19 protein-coding genes, 2 tRNA genes and 2 pseudogenes are annotated in these 21,625 nt (G+C 42.4%); 10 read left to right on the top strand and 13 right to left on the bottom strand.

Annotated features, from left to right (window positions below; translation table 11 throughout):
* The first annotated feature begins 73 nt into the window (after positions 1-73).
* The 10 genes and pseudogenes from AB1401_11535 to AB1401_11490 all read left to right on the top strand — a co-directional run bounded on the left by AB1401_11535 (position 74) and on the right by AB1401_11490 (position 10,029).
* A complete protein-coding gene (locus AB1401_11535) occupies positions 74-3,229 on the top strand; it encodes an AAA domain-containing protein (GenBank protein MEW6616077.1) in 3,156 nt (1,051 codons plus the stop codon).
* A 223-nt stretch (positions 3,230-3,452) separates the two neighbouring features.
* Positions 3,453-3,755, top strand: coding sequence for a nucleotidyltransferase domain-containing protein (locus AB1401_11530; GenBank protein ID MEW6616076.1), 303 nt, complete (start codon positions 3,453-3,455; stop codon positions 3,753-3,755).
* Positions 3,748-4,104, top strand: a complete 357-nt coding sequence (locus AB1401_11525; GenBank protein MEW6616075.1) for a DUF86 domain-containing protein — start codon at positions 3,748-3,750, stop codon at positions 4,102-4,104. Before AB1401_11530 ends, AB1401_11525 begins: the two co-directional genes overlap by 8 nt.
* A gap of 342 nt (positions 4,105-4,446) precedes the next feature.
* Positions 4,447-4,695, top strand: coding sequence for a hypothetical protein (locus tag AB1401_11520; GenBank protein MEW6616074.1), 249 nt, complete (start codon positions 4,447-4,449; stop codon positions 4,693-4,695).
* The gene (locus tag AB1401_11515) at positions 4,692-4,910 is read left to right on the top strand and encodes a DUF2283 domain-containing protein (GenBank protein ID MEW6616073.1); all 219 of its coding nucleotides are present in this window, start codon (positions 4,692-4,694) and stop codon (positions 4,908-4,910) included. The genes AB1401_11520 and AB1401_11515 overlap by 4 nt, the downstream gene beginning before the upstream one ends.
* Before the next feature lie 186 nt (positions 4,911-5,096).
* Positions 5,097-5,462, top strand: coding sequence for a translation initiation factor Sui1 (locus AB1401_11510; protein ID MEW6616072.1), 366 nt, complete (start codon positions 5,097-5,099; stop codon positions 5,460-5,462).
* Between the two features lie 9 nt (positions 5,463-5,471).
* The gene (locus tag AB1401_11505) at positions 5,472-6,203 is read left to right on the top strand and encodes an RNA pseudouridine synthase (protein ID MEW6616071.1); all 732 of its coding nucleotides are present in this window, start codon (positions 5,472-5,474) and stop codon (positions 6,201-6,203) included.
* Positions 6,204-6,276: 73 nt separating this feature from the next.
* Entirely contained in the window at positions 6,277-6,702 is a 426-nt protein-coding gene (locus tag AB1401_11500) for a hypothetical protein (GenBank protein MEW6616070.1), read from the top strand.
* Between the two features lie 167 nt (positions 6,703-6,869).
* Entirely contained in the window at positions 6,870-8,831 is a 1,962-nt protein-coding gene (locus tag AB1401_11495; GenBank protein MEW6616069.1) for an acetoacetate--CoA ligase, read from the top strand.
* A 973-nt stretch (positions 8,832-9,804) separates the two neighbouring features.
* Positions 9,805-10,029 (top strand): annotated as a pseudogene (locus tag AB1401_11490) (type II toxin-antitoxin system HicB family antitoxin).
* Between the two features lie 108 nt (positions 10,030-10,137).
* Here AB1401_11490 and AB1401_11485 read toward each other — a convergent pair.
* The 13 genes and pseudogenes from AB1401_11485 to AB1401_11425 all read right to left on the bottom strand — a co-directional run bounded on the left by AB1401_11485 (position 10,138) and on the right by AB1401_11425 (position 21,520).
* Positions 10,138-10,467, bottom strand: a complete 330-nt coding sequence (locus tag AB1401_11485; protein ID MEW6616068.1) for a type II toxin-antitoxin system HicB family antitoxin — start codon at positions 10,465-10,467, stop codon at positions 10,138-10,140.
* Positions 10,454-10,715: pseudogene (locus AB1401_11480) on the bottom strand (type II toxin-antitoxin system HicA family toxin). Before AB1401_11480 ends, AB1401_11485 begins: the two are co-directional and overlap by 14 nt.
* A gap of 211 nt (positions 10,716-10,926) precedes the next feature.
* Positions 10,927-11,004, bottom strand: a tRNA-Glu gene (locus tag AB1401_11475).
* 2 nt (positions 11,005-11,006) lie between these two features.
* Positions 11,007-11,082: transfer RNA gene (locus AB1401_11470), tRNA-Lys, on the bottom strand.
* Between the two features lie 18 nt (positions 11,083-11,100).
* Entirely contained in the window at positions 11,101-12,402 is a 1,302-nt protein-coding gene (locus AB1401_11465) for an adenylosuccinate synthase (protein MEW6616067.1), read from the bottom strand.
* Positions 12,403-12,417: 15 nt separating this feature from the next.
* Complete coding sequence (serA, locus tag AB1401_11460; protein ID MEW6616066.1) at positions 12,418-14,001, bottom strand: phosphoglycerate dehydrogenase; 1,584 nt, start codon at positions 13,999-14,001, stop codon at positions 12,418-12,420.
* Positions 14,002-14,017: 16 nt separating this feature from the next.
* On the bottom strand, positions 14,018-15,157 hold the full coding sequence (locus AB1401_11455; protein MEW6616065.1) for an alanine--glyoxylate aminotransferase family protein: 1,140 nt from the start codon (positions 15,155-15,157) through the stop codon (positions 14,018-14,020).
* Positions 15,158-15,294: 137 nt separating this feature from the next.
* Positions 15,295-16,011: a pseudouridine synthase gene (locus AB1401_11450; protein MEW6616064.1), complete on the bottom strand. Its 717-nt coding sequence runs from the start codon at positions 16,009-16,011 to the stop codon at positions 15,295-15,297.
* Between the two features lie 169 nt (positions 16,012-16,180).
* Positions 16,181-16,702 (bottom strand): SMC-Scp complex subunit ScpB, encoded by a 522-nt coding sequence (scpB, locus tag AB1401_11445; GenBank protein ID MEW6616063.1) that lies wholly within the window; start codon positions 16,700-16,702, stop codon positions 16,181-16,183.
* A 20-nt stretch (positions 16,703-16,722) separates the two neighbouring features.
* On the bottom strand, positions 16,723-17,463 hold the full coding sequence (locus AB1401_11440; protein MEW6616062.1) for a segregation/condensation protein A: 741 nt from the start codon (positions 17,461-17,463) through the stop codon (positions 16,723-16,725).
* Positions 17,464-17,483: 20 nt separating this feature from the next.
* The gene (hdrA2, locus tag AB1401_11435; GenBank protein MEW6616061.1) at positions 17,484-19,922 is read right to left on the bottom strand and encodes a CoB-CoM heterodisulfide reductase HdrA2; all 2,439 of its coding nucleotides are present in this window, start codon (positions 19,920-19,922) and stop codon (positions 17,484-17,486) included.
* Between the two features lie 30 nt (positions 19,923-19,952).
* Entirely contained in the window at positions 19,953-21,107 is a 1,155-nt protein-coding gene (locus AB1401_11430; protein ID MEW6616060.1) for a (Fe-S)-binding protein, read from the bottom strand.
* 32 nt (positions 21,108-21,139) lie between these two features.
* On the bottom strand, positions 21,140-21,520 hold the full coding sequence (locus AB1401_11425) for a hydrogenase iron-sulfur subunit (GenBank protein MEW6616059.1): 381 nt from the start codon (positions 21,518-21,520) through the stop codon (positions 21,140-21,142).
* Positions 21,521-21,625: the final 105 nt, after the last annotated feature.

Here is a 21,625-nt window from a genome sequence, read left to right as displayed (position 1 = left end):
TCAGCCGACACAAAAAAACCGTGCGTCTAATTAGCGACATTAGGCTTCTCATAAAGGAATAAAAACCGTAGCCATGAATTTTGATCCACAGCCACCTCAAAATATTGAGGCACTTTCTAAGTGGTTTGCTGAAGGTGTCCGTGCCGAACTTCAGGCTCTTGAGAGGAATGGTGGGACTCAAGTCTATGAAGTTCATTCAGGTAAGTTAATTGAGTCGAAGGGACAAAATCAAGGAATCTTTTCCTTTCTTATTGCTGACGGAACAAGAATACCTGAAGATGCAAGTGGACGGTTAAAGAGCAATGATAATGAATTTACTGCATCAGTAATAAGACAACAAGGAACTATTATCCACTTATTAATTGAAGGCAAGACATTACCTACCAGTATTCATTGGGCAAGACTTTTGATCGACGACACAGCTCTGCTTAAAAGGCTTGCTGAAGTTCTCGAAGAATGTTCAGAACACTCAACAAGTATTTCCCCATTGGCAATTTCTGTATTCCATCCATTTGGGACCACGGTCCAATCGAAAAGTCTTCCAGATACCCCCGCATTGGTTCAAATATCAGGGCTACTTCGAGATGTTCTGGAACGCGCCTCTGCCTCTTCAGTTACTTATATTTGGGGTCCTCCAGGTACTGGCAAAACGCATGCCATTGCCTATCTCATTACCGCCCTCCTTGAAGCAGGCGAGAGAGTGTTGATTACAAGCCATACTCATTCAGCAGTGGATCAGGCACTTTACGAAGCAGTAAAACAGGAGGAAGATAAATGTGGTCCATTGGCAAATCATTCTTTAGTCGGCAGTGGAAAAGTTCTAAGAATTGGTGTTACATCTCATCGAAAGATTCCAGATTCCGTTCGCTTTGATAAAGTTCTGGAGGCAAAGGGACAAGAAATTCAAGATATGATTCTCGAAATAGAGGCGCTAATTAAGCCTCTAATGAAAATAATGGAATGGGGTAAAGCAGCTCTTTTAGAATGGAATCGACTTGCAGAATTTAGAAATCAGCTGGACATAGTCAATAACTCTATTGAAAAAGCCACCACAAATCAATCAAATGCAGAGGAAACGATCAGAAGAACCAAAGACTTAATCAGGCAGCGCCTGGGTGAATTGGAAAAAGCCCAGCGTGCTTGGTTTAGACGGTACGCAAAAACAAGACGGGCAAAGCAGGCTGTAGGAGAGTCAGAAGTGAAACTGCGGCAAACAGAGAATTCTTTGACTTCGGCCATTCAGGAAAATAAAAAATTTTGGGAAATGCAGCACAATTTACAGCAAGCTCTTAAAAATCAACAAGAGGTATGTGCAAAACTTCCTAAACGGGAATTAGTTGAGAATGAACTTGCTGAAAAAGGTGCAACCCTAAAGCCACATGAAGAAAAATTAGATGGTCTTCACGAAGAGCTTTCAAAATTGGGGCAAATTGTAATCAACGAAGCCCAGGCTATATTTTGCACGCTGACCAAGAATTATACTGGAAAGGAGATCGAGGATCAAAAGTTTGATGCTGTTATAATTGACGAAATTTCAATGGCACTCCCACCTTTAATTTTCTTTGCAGCAGGACGGGCGAAATCACGTGTTGTCCTCGTGGGGGATTGGCTTCAACTTCCGCCAATTGTTCGGAGTGACACAGAAATAACGAATGCAATTCTGAGAAAGGATACATTTCATCTTGCGGGAATAGCAGTAGGGATAAAACCTGCCGAGCCTTGCCCAGTATTGATGAAACTTGAGACACAGCGCCGGATGCTTCCTGCTATCGCTGATGTGGCAAGACACCTTGTCTATAAGCAAGCCGGTGGTCTATATGACCATGAAGATGTCCGGAAACGAAAAGTTGAAGAAGATGCCCCATGGCTAGATTTTTTACCGAAAAACCCACTAATAATCGTAGATACAGCAGATTTATATTGCTGGAGCGGGAAACAGCCCGGCTCACTCAGCCGTTTCAATATGTATTCAGCAACTTTAGCTGTTGATATAGCAGCAATGGCTGCCAAGGAAATCCAGAAGCCCCATTCGGAGGAGCCACAACCTATTGGTATAATCACTCCTTTTGCAGCACAACGAAGGCTTTTATCAAAATTAATTTCTGATATGGAACTTGATCAATGGGTTGCGGCTGGCACAGTCCATACTTTTCAAGGAAATCAAGCTGACCTTATTATTTTTGACTCTGTTCTTGACGAACCGTATTACACTGCCCGACTCTGCAACCCAAAAGCTTATGAAGATGTTCTTAGGGATCTGAATGTTGCTGTAACCCGTGCAAAGAACAAATTCGTTTTTATCGGTTCGTCAGAGTGGTTGAACAAACATGCAAAACCAGCAAGCGCCCTTGGTCTCTTATGGAGCTTCTTAAAAGGCCCAGCCGACCTTTTATCTGCGCTTGACTTGATTGGTAATGATTTTCGACAGCGTGTGGCATCTCGTTCCTCCGAAACGACTGCATGGGGTGTTCCGAAAGGTGAAAGAGGCTACACTATCCAAATCCTCGATGACGAATCGTTCTTTGAACACTTTGCTGAGGACATTAATGCCTCCGAAATTTCTATATTTGCATTGGCGCCTTATTTTGGAGAATACAGATGGCCGAAAATCCAGCCTCTATTTAGTGCCGCTTTGTCACGGGATATTGAAATTACCGTAGTTACGCCCCCTTTAGCAGAAGCCCAAAACAAAAGTTATGTTGATAACGTCATTATGAATTTACGCTCTCTTGGAGCCGTCGTTGTCTCCTCAAGTGGGTTGCACGGGAAAGACGTAATAATTGACGAAAGGATTGTATATACAGGCAGCATCAATTGGTCAAGCCATCGTGGTCGGGCGGAAGTTATTCATAGGATAGACGCCCCTAGATACGCAAAGCAATGTTTGGAATTCCTTCATGCAAGACATATCCGGCAAGCCGCAACGGATGAAGACGGTACTCCCCGTGTATGCCCTTATTGTGGTTTTCCAATTCAAATTGTAAACCAACGCCGACAGCATTTTCGTTGGGATTTTCAGGCAATGAAAGTCGGATGTACAAACTCGAAATGCGACGGATACTTGAGGGACATTGATGAGAGACCGCCTTTTAAAAAAGTACCAATATGCCAAGTAGATGGTCGGACTAAATATCGACGAGTCAGCCGGGGAAGAGGCGAAATTTGGCAATGTCCAAAACACGTCAAAGAATGTCCCATTGAAAAAGTGGTCCCCGGCGATCCCGGTTAGAAGATTTTTTCTTAAATCTTCGCAGTGGTATGTATAGTCACCTTCGGGGTGTTGAACTTTATGCCGCATTGAACCTGTAGAAAAACCCTGGATTTCTCCAATAATTACTTTATGAAACGGCCGATTTATGATACTATAACTGCAATAGAATGAAATCAAATCGTTTAATCTTTACACAGAGAGATAGTACGGAGATTACCTCAATGAAAGGGGAGAACCTGTGATGACAACAAGCAACACAACGATAAAATTAATAAAAGAAAAATATCCCTACCTCTCGGCTGAATTTGGCGTTGAAAAAATAGGTATCTTTGGCTCCGTTGCAAAAGGGATTGAAACAGAGGACTGTGATATAGACATAGTCGTTGAGCTCAAAAGGCCAATTGGTCTGAAATTTATCGAGCTTGTCGAATATCTAGAAAATCTTTTTAATAAGAAAGTTGATGTTTTAACACGAGACGGCATTGAAAATATAAGAATTAGAGAAATCGCTGATGATATAAAAAGGAATGTAATCTATGTCTAAACGAAAAGACATTGATTTGATTCAAGATATTAATGAAAGCATCGAAAGGATCATCTCCTACACGCGCAACATCGAATACAATAATTTTGTACAGGATTATAAAACACAAGATGCTGTTATTAGGAATATTGAAATTATGGGAGAGGCTGTAAAGTCACTGTCTGAAAAGATAAGAATAGATAATACTGATATCCCATGGAAGAGTATTGCTGGAGCAAGAAATAGATTGATACACGATTATTTTGGGGTAAACATAGATATTGTATGGAATATAGCAAAAGAAGAAATTCCAAGCCTTCTCTTGAAGGTCAAGATCATTCTTCAAAACATGAAAGAAGAAAAAGCCTAACAATGTGCTACCGGATGTCAATTCCCCTGCGCTTCACACTGGCAGGCGAATTCCGCATTGAGCCTATATGAAAACCCCGCATTTCTCCAATAATTACTTTATCAGACGGCCTATTTATGGTATTATCACTGCAATAAAATGAAGTCAAATCGTTTAACCTTTACACAGGGAGGTTGCAGGGGCCTGGCACCTTTGAGTATTCCCTGAATCAAGTTAACGGCATGAAAAAGTCTAAGCTGATCAGAAAACTAACTCCCTGCCAAAGGGCTTTTTCTACAGGCTCGGTAGGCTGAAATATTTAAATAGATACAAATCTTAAAGGCAATATTAATAGACATTGATATGGGCTTCGGCGAGTATAGCTTTACCGACTACTTCGAAAAAGAGGTTCTGCGAAAACGGCCTTATCTGAAAAAGGAATGGTGTATCAAGATTATAGAAAATCCTCTTAAAGTTGAGCGTCAAGAACATAACCGTTTTCGATTTTGGGGAAAAATTGAAGAATTGAGTGGCCTAATTTTGAGAGTGATAACGCTAGATGATAAAAAAACCATACATAATGCCTTCCCTGATAGGAGGTTCAAACTATGAAATTGAATTATTATCCAGAAACTGATTCTCTTTATATTGATTTATCATCGAAACCAAGCATGAAAAGCGTAGAAATTTCAGAAGGTATTGTTCTAGATTATGATAAAGATGGACATATTACCGGAATCGATATTGATAATGCTAGCCATAAAATTGACCTCAATGAAATTATTCTGAACAAAGTTCCATCACAATTACAGTCAATCACTGCATAATCCAAAATATGTCGAACATCGCAATTCACTAGACCAGCTACAGCCTGCGGCTCACGCTGTCAGGTAATTGCGGGCATTGAACCTCTAGAAAAACCCTGGATTTCTCCAATAATTACTTTATGATACGGCCGATTTATGGTACTATCAATACAATAAAATGAAGTAATGGGGAGAGCATTTTTTAAATTGAAAGATAGAGACAATAACAGCAGACTTGTTTATTCAACAGAGTTAGGCAGGATGTGCCCTTCCTGTGGAGAGAAATCTGATAAATGCCAATGCAAAAAGAAAAAAAATAATCATGGCAATGGAGACGGGAAAGTTCGGGTCGAGAGATCTACCAAGGGAAGAAAAGGAAAAGGCGTTTCCTTAATTAGTGGAATCCCTCTTGAAGGAGAACAGTTAAAAGAGCTTGCAAAAAAACTTAAACAAATATGCGGAACCGGTGGAACAATTAAGGACAGTATAATCGAAATTCAGGGTGATCACAGAGATATTCTGATTGAAGAGCTGAATATGTTGGGCTATAAAGCTAAAAAGGCCGGAGGATAGATAGGCCCTATGGAAGAGATTAATATCCTTGAATTTCAAAAAGGCTGGCTTGCAGTGGACAAACCCTGCGGATTGAGTGTCCATAATAATCCCGGAAATGACCTTGTTAATCTGTTGTCTGACAGGATTCGTTCAGATACTTTGCTGAAAAAGCATCTTGGGATAAATGCCTCCTTCCGGATTCATCCGGTTCACAGGCTGGACAAAGAGACTAGCGGTGTGATATTGCTTGCTACGGACATCAACGTCTTGCGCAACCTGTCTGAATTGTTTGTCAAGGGCAGGGTTAAAAAAAGATACCTTGCACTTGTGCATGGTGTTTTTGATAGTGAGACAGGAAGTCATCAATATCATATGTGGGATTATCCCTTGTCAAAGACAGCAGGTGGCAGAGAAGATCCTGTTGGTAAAGGCAGGCGTGTAAACTGTATGACCTGGTACAGGGTGCTACAGCAAAGCAGCCGTTATTCTTTGCTGGAAATTGAACTGATGACCGGCCGGAAACACCAGATTCGACGTCATGCAAAACTTTACGGCCATCCTGTTACAGGAGACACGCGGTACGGATCGAAAAAATCTATCCGCTATTTAAGAGATACTCTCTCCTACCATCGGCTTGGACTTCATTGCAAATGTCTTGAATTTGTTCCGCCGGGTCAAAAAGAAGAAATTTGCATCACATCCGAGAATCCTTTAACCGATATGGATAAGCTTCTTTCGGGTGATGGATTGCAGGTGTAATGTGCTAAGGTTGTTGGAACATCGGCTCTGTAAAAAAGAAAAAGGGTTAATCAATAGCCATGGGGCATAAAAGATGTTTACTGTTCATGCCTTTGGCGACAGAAGGGAGCTCCTAATGACCTCAGTGGTTCGTAAGGCATGTATCATCCTGAGCATGATCGCAATCGTGCTTTCGCTCTCTGTCTGTGTCACACCGAAAAAGAGGGAAGCTTTCCACGTGAAGTATACTATTGCAGCCCAATCGGTCATTGTTTCCTCCGCAGTCACGCGTTACGATTTCGACGCAAAAGCGAGACATGCCTTTCTATACTGGTTCAAGCGTGGCTTTGAGACCGTCTTGGCCGGGAAACCCCAGATGATGATTACTTGGGAGGAGACAACAGAAGGCGAAGCAGGTCGGAAAGGTTATGATTTAGGAATGAGTGAGGGAGAAAAGTACATGCAGAGCCCAAAGGCGACCAACCAGCCGGTACAGACAACCCCGATTCCGCCGGGATAAATTCGGAATGCCGATGGGGCTCTCACGTCCCCCGCGGGCGTCTGAACTCTGCCGTTGAGCCTGTAGGAAAACCTTACCAGGGGAAATAACTTGATTAGAATAATCTCTGCCAGAGATATGATAAAAGTAGTGAGTAAACTGACGTAAAATCTAAAAAGGAGGGTAATATGGGCAATCCACTCTGGAAGCCATCTGAAGAGAGGAAGAGGAATGCCAATATAACAAGGTTTATAGATACTCTTAATAAACGTTATGGGAAAAGCTTTCGCTCTTATGAAGAACTTTATAACTGGTCGATAAACAATATATCCGATTTTTGGGGCTCTGTTTGGGATTTCTGTGAAATTAAAGCTTCCAGGGATTATGACGTTGTTATTGATGACCCTGGTAAAATGCCTGGGGCAAAGTGGTTTACCGGTGCAAGGCTTAATTTTGCTGAAAATCTCCTCAGATATAGGGATGAACATACAGCTTTCGTATTTAGGGGAGAAACTCAAAAATCGACCAGAATGAGTTACTCTGAGCTTTATGATACTGTGGCGCGCTTAGCAAAATCACTTCGAGAGATCGGAGTTACTCCCGGGGATCGGATAGTTGCATATATGCCCAACATGATAGAGACTGTTGTTGCCATGCTTGCTGTTACCAGTATCGGTGCTGAATGGGCTTCATGTGCCACTGATATAGGTCCGGGAGCAGCTTTAGACCGCTTTGGTCAGATAGGGCCAAAGGTTCTATTTACTGTTGACGGATACTTTTATAAAGGGAAGGCATTTAGTTCTCTTCCCAATGCAGCTGAGATTGCAAAAGGAATACCTTCAATTGAAAAGGTTATAGTAACTCGTTATACCGAAAAGGAAACTGATATCAGCCATATTCCTAACTCTGTATATTATAATGATTTTCTGTCCAAAGAAAGAGGGCTTGAAATTAAGTTCGAACAGTTACCCTTTGATCATCCTGTATTTATCATGTTTTCCTCTGGAACGACCGGTAAGCCAAAGTGTATGGTTCAGGGACCGGGTGTTCTTATCAATCATTTAAAAGAACTAATTATCCATACTGATTTAAAACGGGAAGATACTATCTTTTATATAACAACCTGCAGCTGGATGATGTGGAACTGGCTGATGAGCTCTCTGGCGGTAGGAGCTACTATTGTTCTATACGATGGTAATGCGCTTTATCCTGACGCAGGGGCTATGTGGAAGTTAGCCCAGGATGAAAAAGTGACTATTTTTGGTTGCAGTGCGAGTTATCTTAATACTCTCAAAAGCCAGGGGGTTAAGCCGGGGAAGGCATATAACCTCTCTTCCCTAAAACAAATATCCCAGACCGGCTCACCTCTTTCAGCCGAAGGATTTGAATATGTTTACCAGGAAATTAAGGAAGATTTGCATTTTAATTCTATTGCAGGTGGTACAGATATCAATGGTTGTTTCGCTATTGGAAGCCCTATACAGCCGGTATATGCCGGTGAATTACAGGGTCCGGGTTTAGGAATGAAAGTAAAGGCATATGATGAAACAGGCAACCCAATAGTTGACCGTCAGGGAGAACTTGTTTGTGAAGCTGCCTCTCCCTCGATGCCACTTTACTTCTGGGATGATCCGGACGGCAAAAGATATAGAGATGCCTATTTTGATTTTTACTCCAATCTAAATGTATGGCGACATGGTGATTACATTGTGTTTAACGGCAATACAGGTGGGATTACCTTCTTTGGGCGGTCTGACTCTGTATTAAAGCCTTCCGGAGTTCGAATAGGTACATCTGAGATATATAATCAGGTTGAAAAATTGGAGGAAGTTGCTGATAGCCTGGCAATAGGTCAGAGCTGGAAGGGAGATCAGCGTATCATTCTTTTCGTTAAACTTGCTGAAGGATATCAGTTAACAGACGATTTGAAAAACAAGATTAAAAAAACCTTGCGGGAAAACGCCTCACCCAGACATGTCCCGGCTAAGATAATAAAAGTGCCGGATATCCCCTATACCCTCAATATGAAGAAGGTTGAAAGTTCGGTTACGAATATAATAGATGGTAGACCTGTCCTGAACAGGGATGCCCTGGTCAATCCGGAATCTTTGGATTACTATGATAATCTTGAAGAACTTCACGCGGACTAAGGGTGTTATGATTTCTTCTTATTCTACGCTTGATTTGTCTGATGCCATCACTGCAAAACCATGTGTTAATTTTCTGAGTCTTTCAGACCAGCAAAAAGAACAGTCATATAAACCTCAAGGATAATACAACAAGAAAGGAGTTTAATTATTATCCATACAGCTCTCTGTGATCTTCTCAATTTTAATGAATTAATTCCCTTCCATTTAGCCCAAGCCTCCTAATGGGAAAACGCTATCCACCCCTTGATCGGGACCAGGTAGAAACTGTCTTGAAAAACCTGAAATTCTCTCTAAAAAGACAGAAAGGCACGAGTCATGCTCAATGGGAAGGATACGTCAAGCTCTATTCCTATTTCTAGAAAATTCTAAACAATCTCAGTAAATCCTTGCTAGCCGGTACTCACCGGCTTTTTTATTGCCCATCTAATCTCCGCAACCAACTTCAAACCAGCTATAGTTTTTGTAAAATTTGCCCCCCGTGTTGCCTAATGGAAAGAGTTTAAAAAGACGAAAAAAGGCTGGATTTTGTTTGCTAATTGAAATATAGGTAAATGTATGGTTAAGTAACGGTGACAATTTTGTGAACCCTAATCACAAAGGGCTGATTATGAAGGGCGTCTTTCTTGATTCCTGAGATTACAGGGAGTAGAAAGGAGGGGCGCCTTTTTGGTTTAAGAGTGACCGTATTAGGTTAAAGAATAGAATGTAGAAATGAAACTCACATGCCTCAAAGAGACAGAAAGAATAAGTAAAATGTCTTTGCGATGAGCGATAGCGACGAAGCAAACTCAAAGGATGGGATTGCTTCATCCGCCTCTGGCGGATTCGCAATGACAAGAATAGGTACATTTTACAAGTGAAATATAATTTATAAGATTCTGCCGGATTCTGATTGACAAAAATATTTATAGGTTTAGAATTTTTACAAAATATAAACAGCAGTTTAATTATTGCTAAAGGCAGATGACAAGAAATGCACGAAAAGTTAACGGCAATTTTTCAGAAATCGCCCTATGGTTACATTGGCTATGTAGAGGAACTTCCTGGGGCAAATACTCAGGGAAACACCCTTTAGGAAACAAAGAGGAATCTAATTGAGGCAGTACAGCTCGTCTTAGAGGCAAATCGTCAAATCGCTGAAGAAGACCTGAAGGGGGTCGAAATAATAAAAGAGGAGTTTGGGGAAATAACAGCTTGAAACGAAAAGAAGTAATTCGTTACCTCAAAGAGAACGGATGCGAATTCTTGCGGGAGGGAGCAAATCATACCGTATACGTAAACTAACCCTTTTTCCTTTTTTACTATTCTACGTTTTATGGGCAATCCTTGTGAGGTTTTTGTTGAGCCAAGCATTGATGCTCTGTCCTGCCTCCTTTGCTGCGATATAGACCTTGCGGTGGACTTCAGGAGAGACCCGAACCACGAATTTCCCGGAAAAGGGCTTGTCAGGCTCTTCGCCTCTGGCTTTACAGAAGTCGAGGTAATCATCTACCGAAGCATGAAAAGCTTCTTTAAGGTCATCAGCAGACTTTCCCTGAAAGGTCACGACATCCCTGATCCCGATTACCTCGCCATGGAAAATCATGGCTTCGTCGTCAAACTCTACTTTTGCACTATATCCTTTATATGTCATCATGTCTGATCCCTGCCTCTTCTAAAAAGCGGCGCATTGATTTCACAGCACCCTTATCGGTTTCTTTCTGCGGATGAGGTCTGTGAAACACAGCTCGTACCCCTTTCAATGCGATTCGTATCCGGTGATCCCTGCCCTTCGCTTATCTCGGCTCCGAGCGAAAGCAACAACGCCTCAATGTCAGACCATATAATATTAGACAATATTGGCTCCTGGAATATGGCCTTCAGCTTTTTCCGGTGTTTGTTCATGCTAAAATAGTATCATTCTATGATACTATTGTCAAGGAATTTTTTAGTGCGATAATTATTGAGTTTGTTAGGTATAGGGCAGGGGTTGGGAATGACCTCATGGAATATCCGTTGAGTAGCTGTAGAGTATATGATTATGGAAAGGAAGATGTTGGAATAATGACCTGATGGAAGATGATCAGTACAGCGATGAGCGGCTAAGAATTAAAGCTGGCGTCCCCAAGGGGATTTGAACCCCTGTTACCGGCGTGAAAGGCCGGTGTCCTTGGCCAGACTAGACGATGGGGACCCTGGTGGGCCGTGCTGGACTCGAACCAGCGACTCTCTGCTTAAAAGGCAGATACTCTACCGCCTGAGTTAACGGCCCTAACTTACGATTTACGACTTACGAGTCACACATAAACGGATTCTTTAATATAATTGTTTGATCCCTTCTTGTGCCCAGTGAGATCATAGTAATTTCAGTATCTGCCAATCCCTCTATTCTTTCAATATACCTGCGGGCATTATCGGGTAATTTCCCATATTCTCTGATCTCGTTAAGCTCTTCCGTCCACCCATCCATTTCTTCGTAGATTGGCTCACTGGTCTCCAATCTCTTTAAGCTTGAAGGAAACTCTGAGTACATTTCTCCTTTACAATTATATCCTGTACAAATCTTTATTTTATTCAAACCGCTCAAAACATCAAGCTTTGTAATAACCAGACCACTAATCCCGTTGATCCTTATGGCATGTTTTACCATAGTTACATCAAACCATCCACACCTTCTGGGTCTACCTGTAGTAGCACCATATTCATTTCCCTTTTCCCTTAGAGAATTTCCCAATTCATTGTTCAATTCGGCGGGGAAGGGGCCTTCCCCGACTCTGGTTGTGTAAGCTTTGGAAATCCCGATTACTTTATCTATTTTTGTAGGACCAATCCCAGCCCCTATGCAGGCCTCAGCAGCCACCGTATTACTCGAAGTTACAAAAGGATATGTACCATGATCTACATCCAAAAGGCTGCCCTGTGCCCCTTCGAACAGAATATTTTTCCCGCTCTTAATGTCTTCGTTTATAATCATCGAGGTATTTGCTACATATTCCTTAATCTTCGTGCCTGATTCAATATATTCATTATATATTTCTTCAAACTCAACTTCCTTTTCCTTAAGGTAGTGTGCCAGATAAAAGTTCTTTTCCTTAAGGTTAAACATAAGCTTTTCTTTAAATACCTCTTTATCTAAGATATCTATCACCTTGATACCTAGTCTTCTGACCTTATCTTCGTAAGTTGGCCCTATACCTCTTCCTGTAGTACCAATCTTTTTCCCGTCTTTGAGATTCTCTCTGGCTATATCAATCTTTTTATGATAAGGCATTACCAGATGGGCTCCCTCGCTAATTAGGAGGCGACTGTTATTCTTAAGACAGCCCTTTGATTTCAATGATTCAATTTCATTGAGTAAATCTCCGGGGTCTATAACTACGCCATTGCCTATAATACAATTCTTATTTGGATGCAGAATGCCTGACGGTATCAGATGGAGGATTATTTTCTTGTCTTTTACCACTACCGTATGTCCGGCATTGTTCCCTCCCTGAAACCTGACTATTGTATCTGCATGTTCAGCCAGAAAGTCTACTATCTTACCTTTTCCTTCATCTCCCCATTGTGTACCAACAACTACTACACTTGCCATTGCAAAAACCCCGGGTTATAATTTTAACTGTTTAATAGAGACAACATTTGGTAGTTTAGTTAGTTCATCCAGTATTTTTTTAGAGACAGGGGTGTCAATACTCAAGAGGACGATAGCCTTTCCTCCTATCTCTTCCCTGCTGAATTGCATATTAGCGATATTAATATCTGTGTTTCCCAGAATACTCCCTATATTTCCTATAACCCCAGGACGGTCAACAGTATGAAACAGTAGCAAATTTCCTTGCGGTATTGCCTCCAATCGAAACTTGTTAATCCTTATAATTCTGGGCTCTTTCTTACCAAAGAGAGTGCCAGCAACTATGTTTTCTTCTTTTGTAGTTCTGGTCTTAATTGTAAGCAGACTGGTGAAATCCTCACTCTTTGTACTCTTTGATTCAACTACCTTTACGCCCCTTTCTTTGGTAATAATAGGGGCATTTACAAAATTTATACTGTCTCTCAAAATTGGTTTGAAAATACCTGTCAATATTGAGGTAGTAATAGGTGTCACGTCCAGCTCAGCAATATCCCCACTGTATTCTATTGCTATTTCCTCCAGTGCCCCTGGCTCCAGTTGTGATTGAAAACTACCTAGTTTTTCTGCAAGATCCATATAGGGCTTAATCCTGAAGAGGGTATCTCCGCTCACTGATGAAACATTAACGGCATTCTTAATTGTTCCGTATAGTAAGTAATTTGCTATCTGTTCTGCAATAGCTACTGCCACATTCTCCTGAGCTTCATCGGTGGATGCCCCTAAATGAGGTGTGCAGATCACCTCATCCAGATCAAATAAAGGGCTATCCTGAGGAGGTTCTTGCTCGAAAACATCGAGGGCGGCTCCAGCAACCTTTCCGCTCTTTATTGCTTCATAGAGATCGTTTTCGTTAACCATTCCCCCTCTTGCACAGTTTATAATCATAACCCCATCCTTCATTTTTTTGAAGGCCTTTTTGTTAATGATATTTCTGGTTTCTTCAGAAAGTGGGACATGGAGAGTAATGTAATGTGATTTTTCAAAAAGCTCATCAAGAGAGACCAGTTCCACTTCCATTTCACGAGCCTTTTCTTCCGAGATGAAGGGGTCGTATGCTATAGTATTCATTTTCAGACCCTTGGCTCGATCCGCCACAATACTTCCAATCCTTCCCAGTCCAATGATACCAAGGGTCTTGTCGAAAAGCTCCCTACCCCTGAACTTCTTTTTTTCCCATTTTTTTGCCTTCATGGAAGCGGTCGCCTGGGGGATGTTTCTTGAGAGTGCCAGCATCATGGATATGGCATGTTCGGCAGTCGTAATCATATTGCCCTCAGGGGCATTCATAACGACAATTCCTCTTTTGGTAGCTGCCTCTATATCAACGTTATCGAGCCCGATACCTGCCCTCCCTATCACCAGTAGATTTTTTGCAGCACCTATAATATCTGCCGTAACCTTTGTAGCACTCCTGATAGCCAGGCCATGGTAATCCTTGATTTTCTTTTTTAGTTCTTCTTTTGGCAGATTTGTATAAACATCCACGTTGATACCCGGAGTATTTTTTAGTATCTGAATCCCTATTTCTGAAAGGTTATCACTGACCAGTACCTTTTTCACCCAGTCCTCCATAAACCTAATCTTTGAGTACTTCTAAGGCAGCCCTAATCCCTTTCCCCAGTTCCACATTATAGCCCAATTCATGAAGGGTCATCTCCAGGGCAGATACCGCTGTTATGACATCGAATTGATCCATATATCCCAGGTGTGCAATCCTGAATATCTTTCCCTTTGCATTGCCCTGTCCCCCGGCGATGGTAATCCCGTATTTCTCCCTCATGACTTTTACAACATCCGAACCATTAATGCTATGGGGTGCCAGGATGGCCGTTACAGCGTTGCTGGGAGCTGTTGGAGCATATAACTGGAGCCCCAGAGCAGTCATGGCTGCCCTTGTTGCCTTAGCCAGCTTCTCATGTCTGGCAAAAATATTCTCTAACCCCTCTTCTTTTATCTGTTTTAGAGATTCTCTTAATCCTATAAGCAATGAAACTGCCGGGGTATATGCGTTTTGATTTTTAGATAGAGATGTTAGCTCTTTTTTAAAATTAAAATAATACTTGGGGAGATTCGAGCTTTCAGCAAACCTCCATCCCTTGTTGCTCACACTGGCAAAGGCAAGCCCTGGAGGAAGCATCAATGCCTTTTGAGAACCTGCAACTACTACATCCAGACCCCATCTGTCAGTAGGGATGTCAAGGGCGCCCAGTGCTGAAATGGCATCCACAATGATAAGGGTATTCTCTTTATCTTTGACTGTCTCTGCGACTTCTCTTAAAGGATGGACAACACCTGTAGAGGTTTCACACGCCTGGATGAAGACCGCTTTTATAGAGCTGTTTTGATCAAGTATGTTATTCACTATACCCGGATCTACAGCTTCTCCCCACGGAACGTCAATGGTTTCAACATCCACTCCATAAGCCTGGCATATATCAATCCATCGTTCGCCAAACTTGCCGCCATTCACTACCAGTGCCCTGTCCCCTTTGGAAAGCATATTGGATACTGTACCTTCCATTGCTCCAGTTCCAGAGGATGAAAATATCAACACTTCGTTCTTGGTCTGAAAAAGGTATTTCAGTCCCTCTCTTATTTCACCAAGTATACTGCTGAATTCTGGTCCCCGATGATGAATTATTGGTTCTGCCATATCGAGTAGTGTCTTTGATGGGATTGGCGTAGGCCCGGGTGCCAGTAGGTACCTTTTTTTCATAGGAAGACTCCATTAATCTGGGTTGCTAGAAAGGTGTCTCTTCTCTCTTCAAAATCAGTTTTCAGAAGACTCGTTACAGGCAAACTTTAGTTTCCTACCAGAGATGCCGATAGTTGTCAAGATAAAAAGTTGATTCGTCAGGCGGAGCCAACTAGTTCTCTTAGCTCTTGATCAGTTAAAAAGCGATATTTCCCAGGTTGCAGTTTTCCTAATTCTAAGGGGCCAAATTTTATTCTATGTAATTCATAAATCGAATGCCCTATGCTTTCAAACATTCTCTTAATCTGTCTCTTTTTCCCCTCGTGGATACTGATTTCCCACCAACTTTTATCTTTTACCTTTTTTGCAAGCTTCAATTTAGCAGGTGCGGTAAACCCATCGCTTAGTTCAATCCCGGATTCAAGTTTATTGATTTCCCTGGAGGTTAATATTCCATCGGTTTCAACCAGATATGTCTTTAGTACTTTATTCTTCGGATGGAGCAACCTTTGAGTTAGATCACCATCGTTAGTTAAGAGGAGTAAACCTTCGGTATCATAGTCCAGTCTTCCAACAGGGAAAACCCTTGATTTTATGTCTTTTATAAGGTTGCTAACTATGGGTCTTTTTTGAGGATCCTTCAGCGTTGTAACATATCCTTTAGGTTTGTTAAGCATTATATAAATCTTTGGTTCCAGATTGCTTATTGGCTTGCCATTAACTTCGATGCTGTCTTCAGCGGGATCAACCTTAATACCTAGCTCAGTTGTGACTATCCCGTTAACCGTCACCATACCGTCTCTAATAAGATTTTCTCCCTGCCGGCGTGAAGCTAAGCCAGCCTTTGCAATAATCTTTTGAAGCCGCTCTTTCATATCTTTCTCTGATTTACACTTGACGGCTTTGTAAAAAGTCCATCTGCGGCGTTGCGCTGTATCCCTCGTCGTTGCAGCGTACCCCTAAGTACGCCTCACTCCTCAGGATTTGCGCGCCTTGCATCTGGAGCTTTTTACTGTGCCGTCTGATTTTTGACTTACGAATCCATCACACTTCTTCAATCTCTTGTAAGGTTGGAAGACTTGCCAGGTCTTTTAGTGCGAATACTTCCAGAAACCTTTTAGACGTTCCATAGATCAGAGGTCTCCCTGGCACTTGCTTTTTTCCTAAGATTCTGATTAATTTCTTATCCATAAGGGATCTTAAAATTCCTCCCACATCAACACCCCTGACATATTCAATTTCAGAACGAGTGATTGGCTGTTTATATGCAATGATAGCGAGGGTTTCCATGGCTGCCTGGCTTAGTTTTGGGGTCATTCCTTTCTTCAACTGCCTGATCCACTCCGAATGTTCTGGTTTTGTCCGGAATTGATATCCGCCTGCAACTTCTTTTAATGAGAAACCCCTGTTCATTGTCTGGTATTCTTCCATCAATTCCGCTATCAAACCCTTCAGGTTTTTCCTGTCTGGTCCGTCAACGATTTCATTGATTTTATTAATGGAGATAGGGGCATCGGAGGCAAATATCAGACTCTCTATAATAGATTTTATCTGTTTTTTGTCCATGTTATTTATACTTTGCGCTCTCAGATACCAATGCCTTTTGGAAGCTCTAAATTTATAGGGCAAATTCTAATGGTGCCGAAGGGTGTTGCCTGTATGACCCTTACTACCTTAAGCCTTATGAGTTCAAGCAAGGCGAGAAAAGTAAGTATTATTTCGTGTTTGTCGGCGATCCCTGTGAATAGAGAGTGAAAAACAATGTGTCCTGTGTTCTTCATTGTTTCAATGATCTCTGTTATCTTGTCATTAACCGACATCTTTTCAATAGCAACATAGAAAAATTTTTCTGGAGGCTCTTCTTTTAAAACCCTTTTAAATGCCTCTATCAATTCAATAATAGTTATTTCGTTCAGGTCTTTTTCGTTTCCTTCTGAAGCCTCACTGGCTAAGCCTCTGGTAAATACATCTCTGTCTAAGATTTCATAGCTCATCAGTTTATTAGCGGTATCTTTGAATCTCTGATATTCTATGAGCCGTCTTACCAGCTCAGCCCGTGGATCTTCTTCTCCCTCCAACTCTTCCCTTTCATCTTCTGCTGGAGGCAGGAGCATCCTGGATTTGATATGCATGAGGGTTGCTGCCATTACGAGAAACTCACCGGCGATATCCAGATTTAAGGTCTTCATGATGTCCATGTATTCAAGGTACTGGGCAGTTATGGATGCAATGGGTATGTCATATATGTCTACTTCATTCTTTTTAATCAGATACAACAAGAGATCTAAAGGGCCCTCGAATACCTTGAGTTTGACATTGTACGGCATATGCCACTCCATTAATCAGTTCACACTGAAAAATAAATGTCATCGTCCTCTTTTTGAAGTATCTTCCTCGTATCTTCTATCTCCTCAGGTGTGACACCATCTCGTAATTCTTCCATTTTTTTCATGATATTAGAAAAACGGGCCCCTTCCGCTGCACTGATCCATTCAAGTTGCAATCTTTCTGGGCGGATGCCTAATTTCTCCATCTTTTTCCAGATCTTCTCTATCCTTTTCTTGGTCCAGTGGTTGGCATCGATGTAGTGACAGTCCCCAAAGTGACAGCCAGAGACCAGTACCACCGGAGCACCTTTTTCAAATGCCCGCCAGATAAATTTTTTATCTACTCTCCCGCTGCACATAGTACGAATGAGACGGACATTGGAAGGGTATTGCAAACGAGATACACCGGCAAAGTCCGCACCTGCATAGGAACACCAATTGCAGGCAAAGACCAGAATCTTTTCCGCCGGTTTTTCCTCCAGCAATGAATCAATCTGTTCTTCTATCTGTGTGTCAGTGAAATGCCTCATGTAGATGGCATCGGTTGGGCACTCTGCAGCACAGGTGCCACATCCTGAGCAGGCAGCCTGAGTAACCTGAGCTGGTATCTTATTGTCCTTATCCATTGTAATGGCATTATAAGGACATACATTGACACATATCCCGCAGATTTTACATTCGTCTTTAAGCACCTCAGCGGTTATCGCTTCTACCGTTATTTCTCCACTGTTCATCAGTCGCATTGCCCGGGCAGCCGAGGCCGAAGCCTGAGTCACTGAATCCTTAATGTCTTTAGGACTTTCTGTACATCCGGCAAAGAATATTCCCTTCGTAGCGGAATCCACTGGCTGGAGTTTGGGGTGTGCCTCGAGATAAAATCCATCCGAGGTTCTCTGGAGGGCTAACATCTCCTGGTTCCTTTTAACATCCTCACCGGGCTTTACCCCCAAAGACAGTACCACCATCTCAACCTCGTGTTCTTCCAGCTTATTGGTTGCGGTATTTTCCACTGACAGAATAAGATTCTTGGTATGGGGGTCTTCCTTTATCTGCCCCGGAAGCCCTCGAATATAGCGGACCCCTTCCCCTTTACTCCTTCTGAAAAGATCCTCAAAACCTTTGCCAAACGCTCTTATGTCAAGATAGAATACCTTTAAGTCTATTTCGTGGTAGTGCTCCTTTAGCATCAGGGTATCTTTAACGGTGTTCATACAGCAGATGTTGCTGCAATAGGTTCCTCCTTTATCAACAGAGCGGGAGCCAACGCATTGAATAAAGGCAATCGATTGAGGTACCTTGCGGTCGGTTAGCCGGATGACCTCTCCCTTTGTAGGACCTCCGGCATTGATAAGCCTTTCGAATTCCATACTGGTAATAACGTTTTCATAACGTGTATATCCATATTCGTCCATCTCAGAAGGATCGTATACATCCATCCCCGTAGCAACGACGATTGTACCTACCTTGAATTCGATTTCTTCATCCTTCATATCGAAATCAATGCAACCCTTTTCACAGAGCTTTATGCACTTTCCGCAGATAATAGGATCACTGCCCAGGCATTCTTCCCGGTTGACAATGTAGGTAGAAGGAACTGCCTGAGGGAAAGGCAGATATATTGCTTTTCGGGAACTTAGTCCCATTTCAAATTCGTCAGGATTGACAACAGGGCACTCTCTGGTGCAGTCACCGCATGCCGTACATTCCTTTTCGTCCACCAGTCGGGCCTTTTTAAGTACCTTTACGTTGAAATTTCCTACATAACCACTGATGGATGTTACTTCACTGAGGGTAAGCATCTTAATCCCGGGATGTCGACCGACATCCATCATCTTAGGTCCCAAAATTCAGATGGAGCAATCCATAGTAGGGAATGTTTTATCCAGTTGCGCCATAATCCCCCCTATGCTGGGTTTTTTCTCCACCAGAAATACCTGATAACCGCTGTCTGCCAGGTCTAAAGCTGCCTGTATACCGGCTACTCCTCCTCCTATAACCAGCGTAGATTTAATGATCGGAACCTTCATTTCCTCCTGAGGCTGGAGTTTACGTGCCCTGGAAACCGCCATTTTAACAAGGTCCTTTGCCTTCTCAGTGGCCTCTATAGGCTGGTTGGTATGTACCCAGCTGCACTGTTCTCTGAGATTAGCCATTTCCATCAGATAGGGGTTTAACCCTGCTTCTAAACATGCCCTCCTGAAGGTAGGCTCATGCAGTCTGGGGGAACAGGATGCCACCACTATCCTGTTTAAATGGTGTTCTTTGATGTCATCCTGAATCAGCTGCTGACCCGGTTCTGAACAGAGGTACTGGTTGTCTCTCCCGACTACCACATCCGCCAGCCCTTCTGCAAAGCTAGCTACAGCCTCACAATCAATGGTACCTGCGATGTTTAAGCCGCAGTGACAGACGTAAACACCGATCCTCAATTTATCATTTGAACTTGAAATTTCAGACATTTAAAATACTCCTGTTAAAGGGATGTTCTACTACTCCAGTGCGTCTGCAAAAAGCGACACGACATCCTTTATTTCTAATACTTCATTATAACCAAAATCATTCATAGTACATTGGAGGTGTATCATGCATTTAGGACAAGAACTCACCAATAACTGACTTCCCGTAGCAATTGTCTCCTTAAGACGTTTTATCTGTATCTTTTTGGAATGTTCCCCGCAGCCTACCCATGCAGATGTTCCGCAGCAGATGTTCCCTATTTCTGAGTTGGGTGTTTCTTTGATGTTTAATTGTGGAATTTGTCTTACCAGCTTCCTGAATATCTGGGAGACATCTCTGTAATAACTCAGCCGGCACGAATCCTTAAAAGTGACCTCCAGGGGCAGGGGTTTGAGCTTGAGATTGTTGTTTCCGCTGTTTAGCCCCTTGTCAATTAATTCATAAATATGAGTTGCCCTGAGGTCAAAGTTTGGCAGTACTTTAGGGAATATTTCTTTGAACGTGTAAAGACACTCCGGACAGGAGGTGATAATTTCCTCTACTCCATGGTCTTTAATCTCCTCATAGCTCTCTTTTGCAAGTCTGGCAAAACCCTTTTGGTCTCCTGCCCAAAAGAGGTCATGTCCGCAACACCTTTCATTGTCCAGCACAACCGGCTCAATATCGCAACGGTTAAGAATTTTCAGAGAATCTCTGGCTATCTGAACTGTATCTATATCAAGATTTTTAAAAAACACATCGAAATATGGTAAGCAGCCAACGAAGTAGAGAACCTTACCTCTGGATTGAGTCTTTATTCCCGCGGGAAGGAAACCTGCCCGATTCTGCCTTATACCAGGTGATGACATCATCCTCATTAATGAAAGCATTGCCCCACCGTGGCTGTAAATGCCGGATTTCCCTGAATCAATCCAACGCCCCCTCAGCATCCGTACAAAATCCGAAAATTTAACCCCTGAAGGGCATCTGTAATCACACCTGCCACAGGTCAGACAAGCCCAGATAAATTCCTGTACATAAGGATCGTTATCACCCTTTTCTATTACTTTACTCGCAGCGAGTCTTGGAGAAAAGTCTTTTCCTGTTTCCGCTATTGGACAGGCACCAGTACATTTACCGCAATCCAGACACTGGTAGATACTTGATTCTTTTATAAGTAAAGTCAGGCTTTTCATAGGATCAGACATTTCACCGTTATCCGTTGTCCGTTATCCAGCTCTCATTTTCCAGAGATTGGAGTTTGACCCAAACCCTCTATCCGTTCTACAAACTCATGTAAGTCAGAAGAGAGTTTCTCAGATTCATGGGCTAAATAATACTTAAACTGAAGCCTCTCTTTTTTTAATCCCAGCAGGTTCAATATCTCGTAGGTATGATCAATGTTTTTCAAAGCCATTTCTGGTCCGGTCCCATTCTGGCAGTTGTCTATCCTGCACCCTGCAATTAAAACCCCGTCTGCCCCTTTTTCAAATGCCTTCAGTAGAAGAGCAGTGTTAACACGACCGGCACACATAACCCTTATAACATTGACTTCTCCTGGGATAGGTATCCCCAATTCCCCCATACCAGTATAGCATGACCATGGAGCCCAATTACACAAGAAGGCCAACACCTTGATAGTATAGGGATTTCCTTTTTTTACCCCCTCCCAAACCCTCCCCCTTGAAGGGGGAGGGGAGGGTGGGGGTGAAAACTTGGTTTTATG

This window comes from Thermodesulfobacteriota bacterium (assembly GCA_040757775.1).
Lineage (GTDB): Bacteria > Desulfobacterota > UBA8473 > UBA8473 > UBA8473 > UBA8473.
Note: the sequence above shows the minus strand (reverse complement) of the source record. Positions and strands in the feature narration are given on the sequence as shown.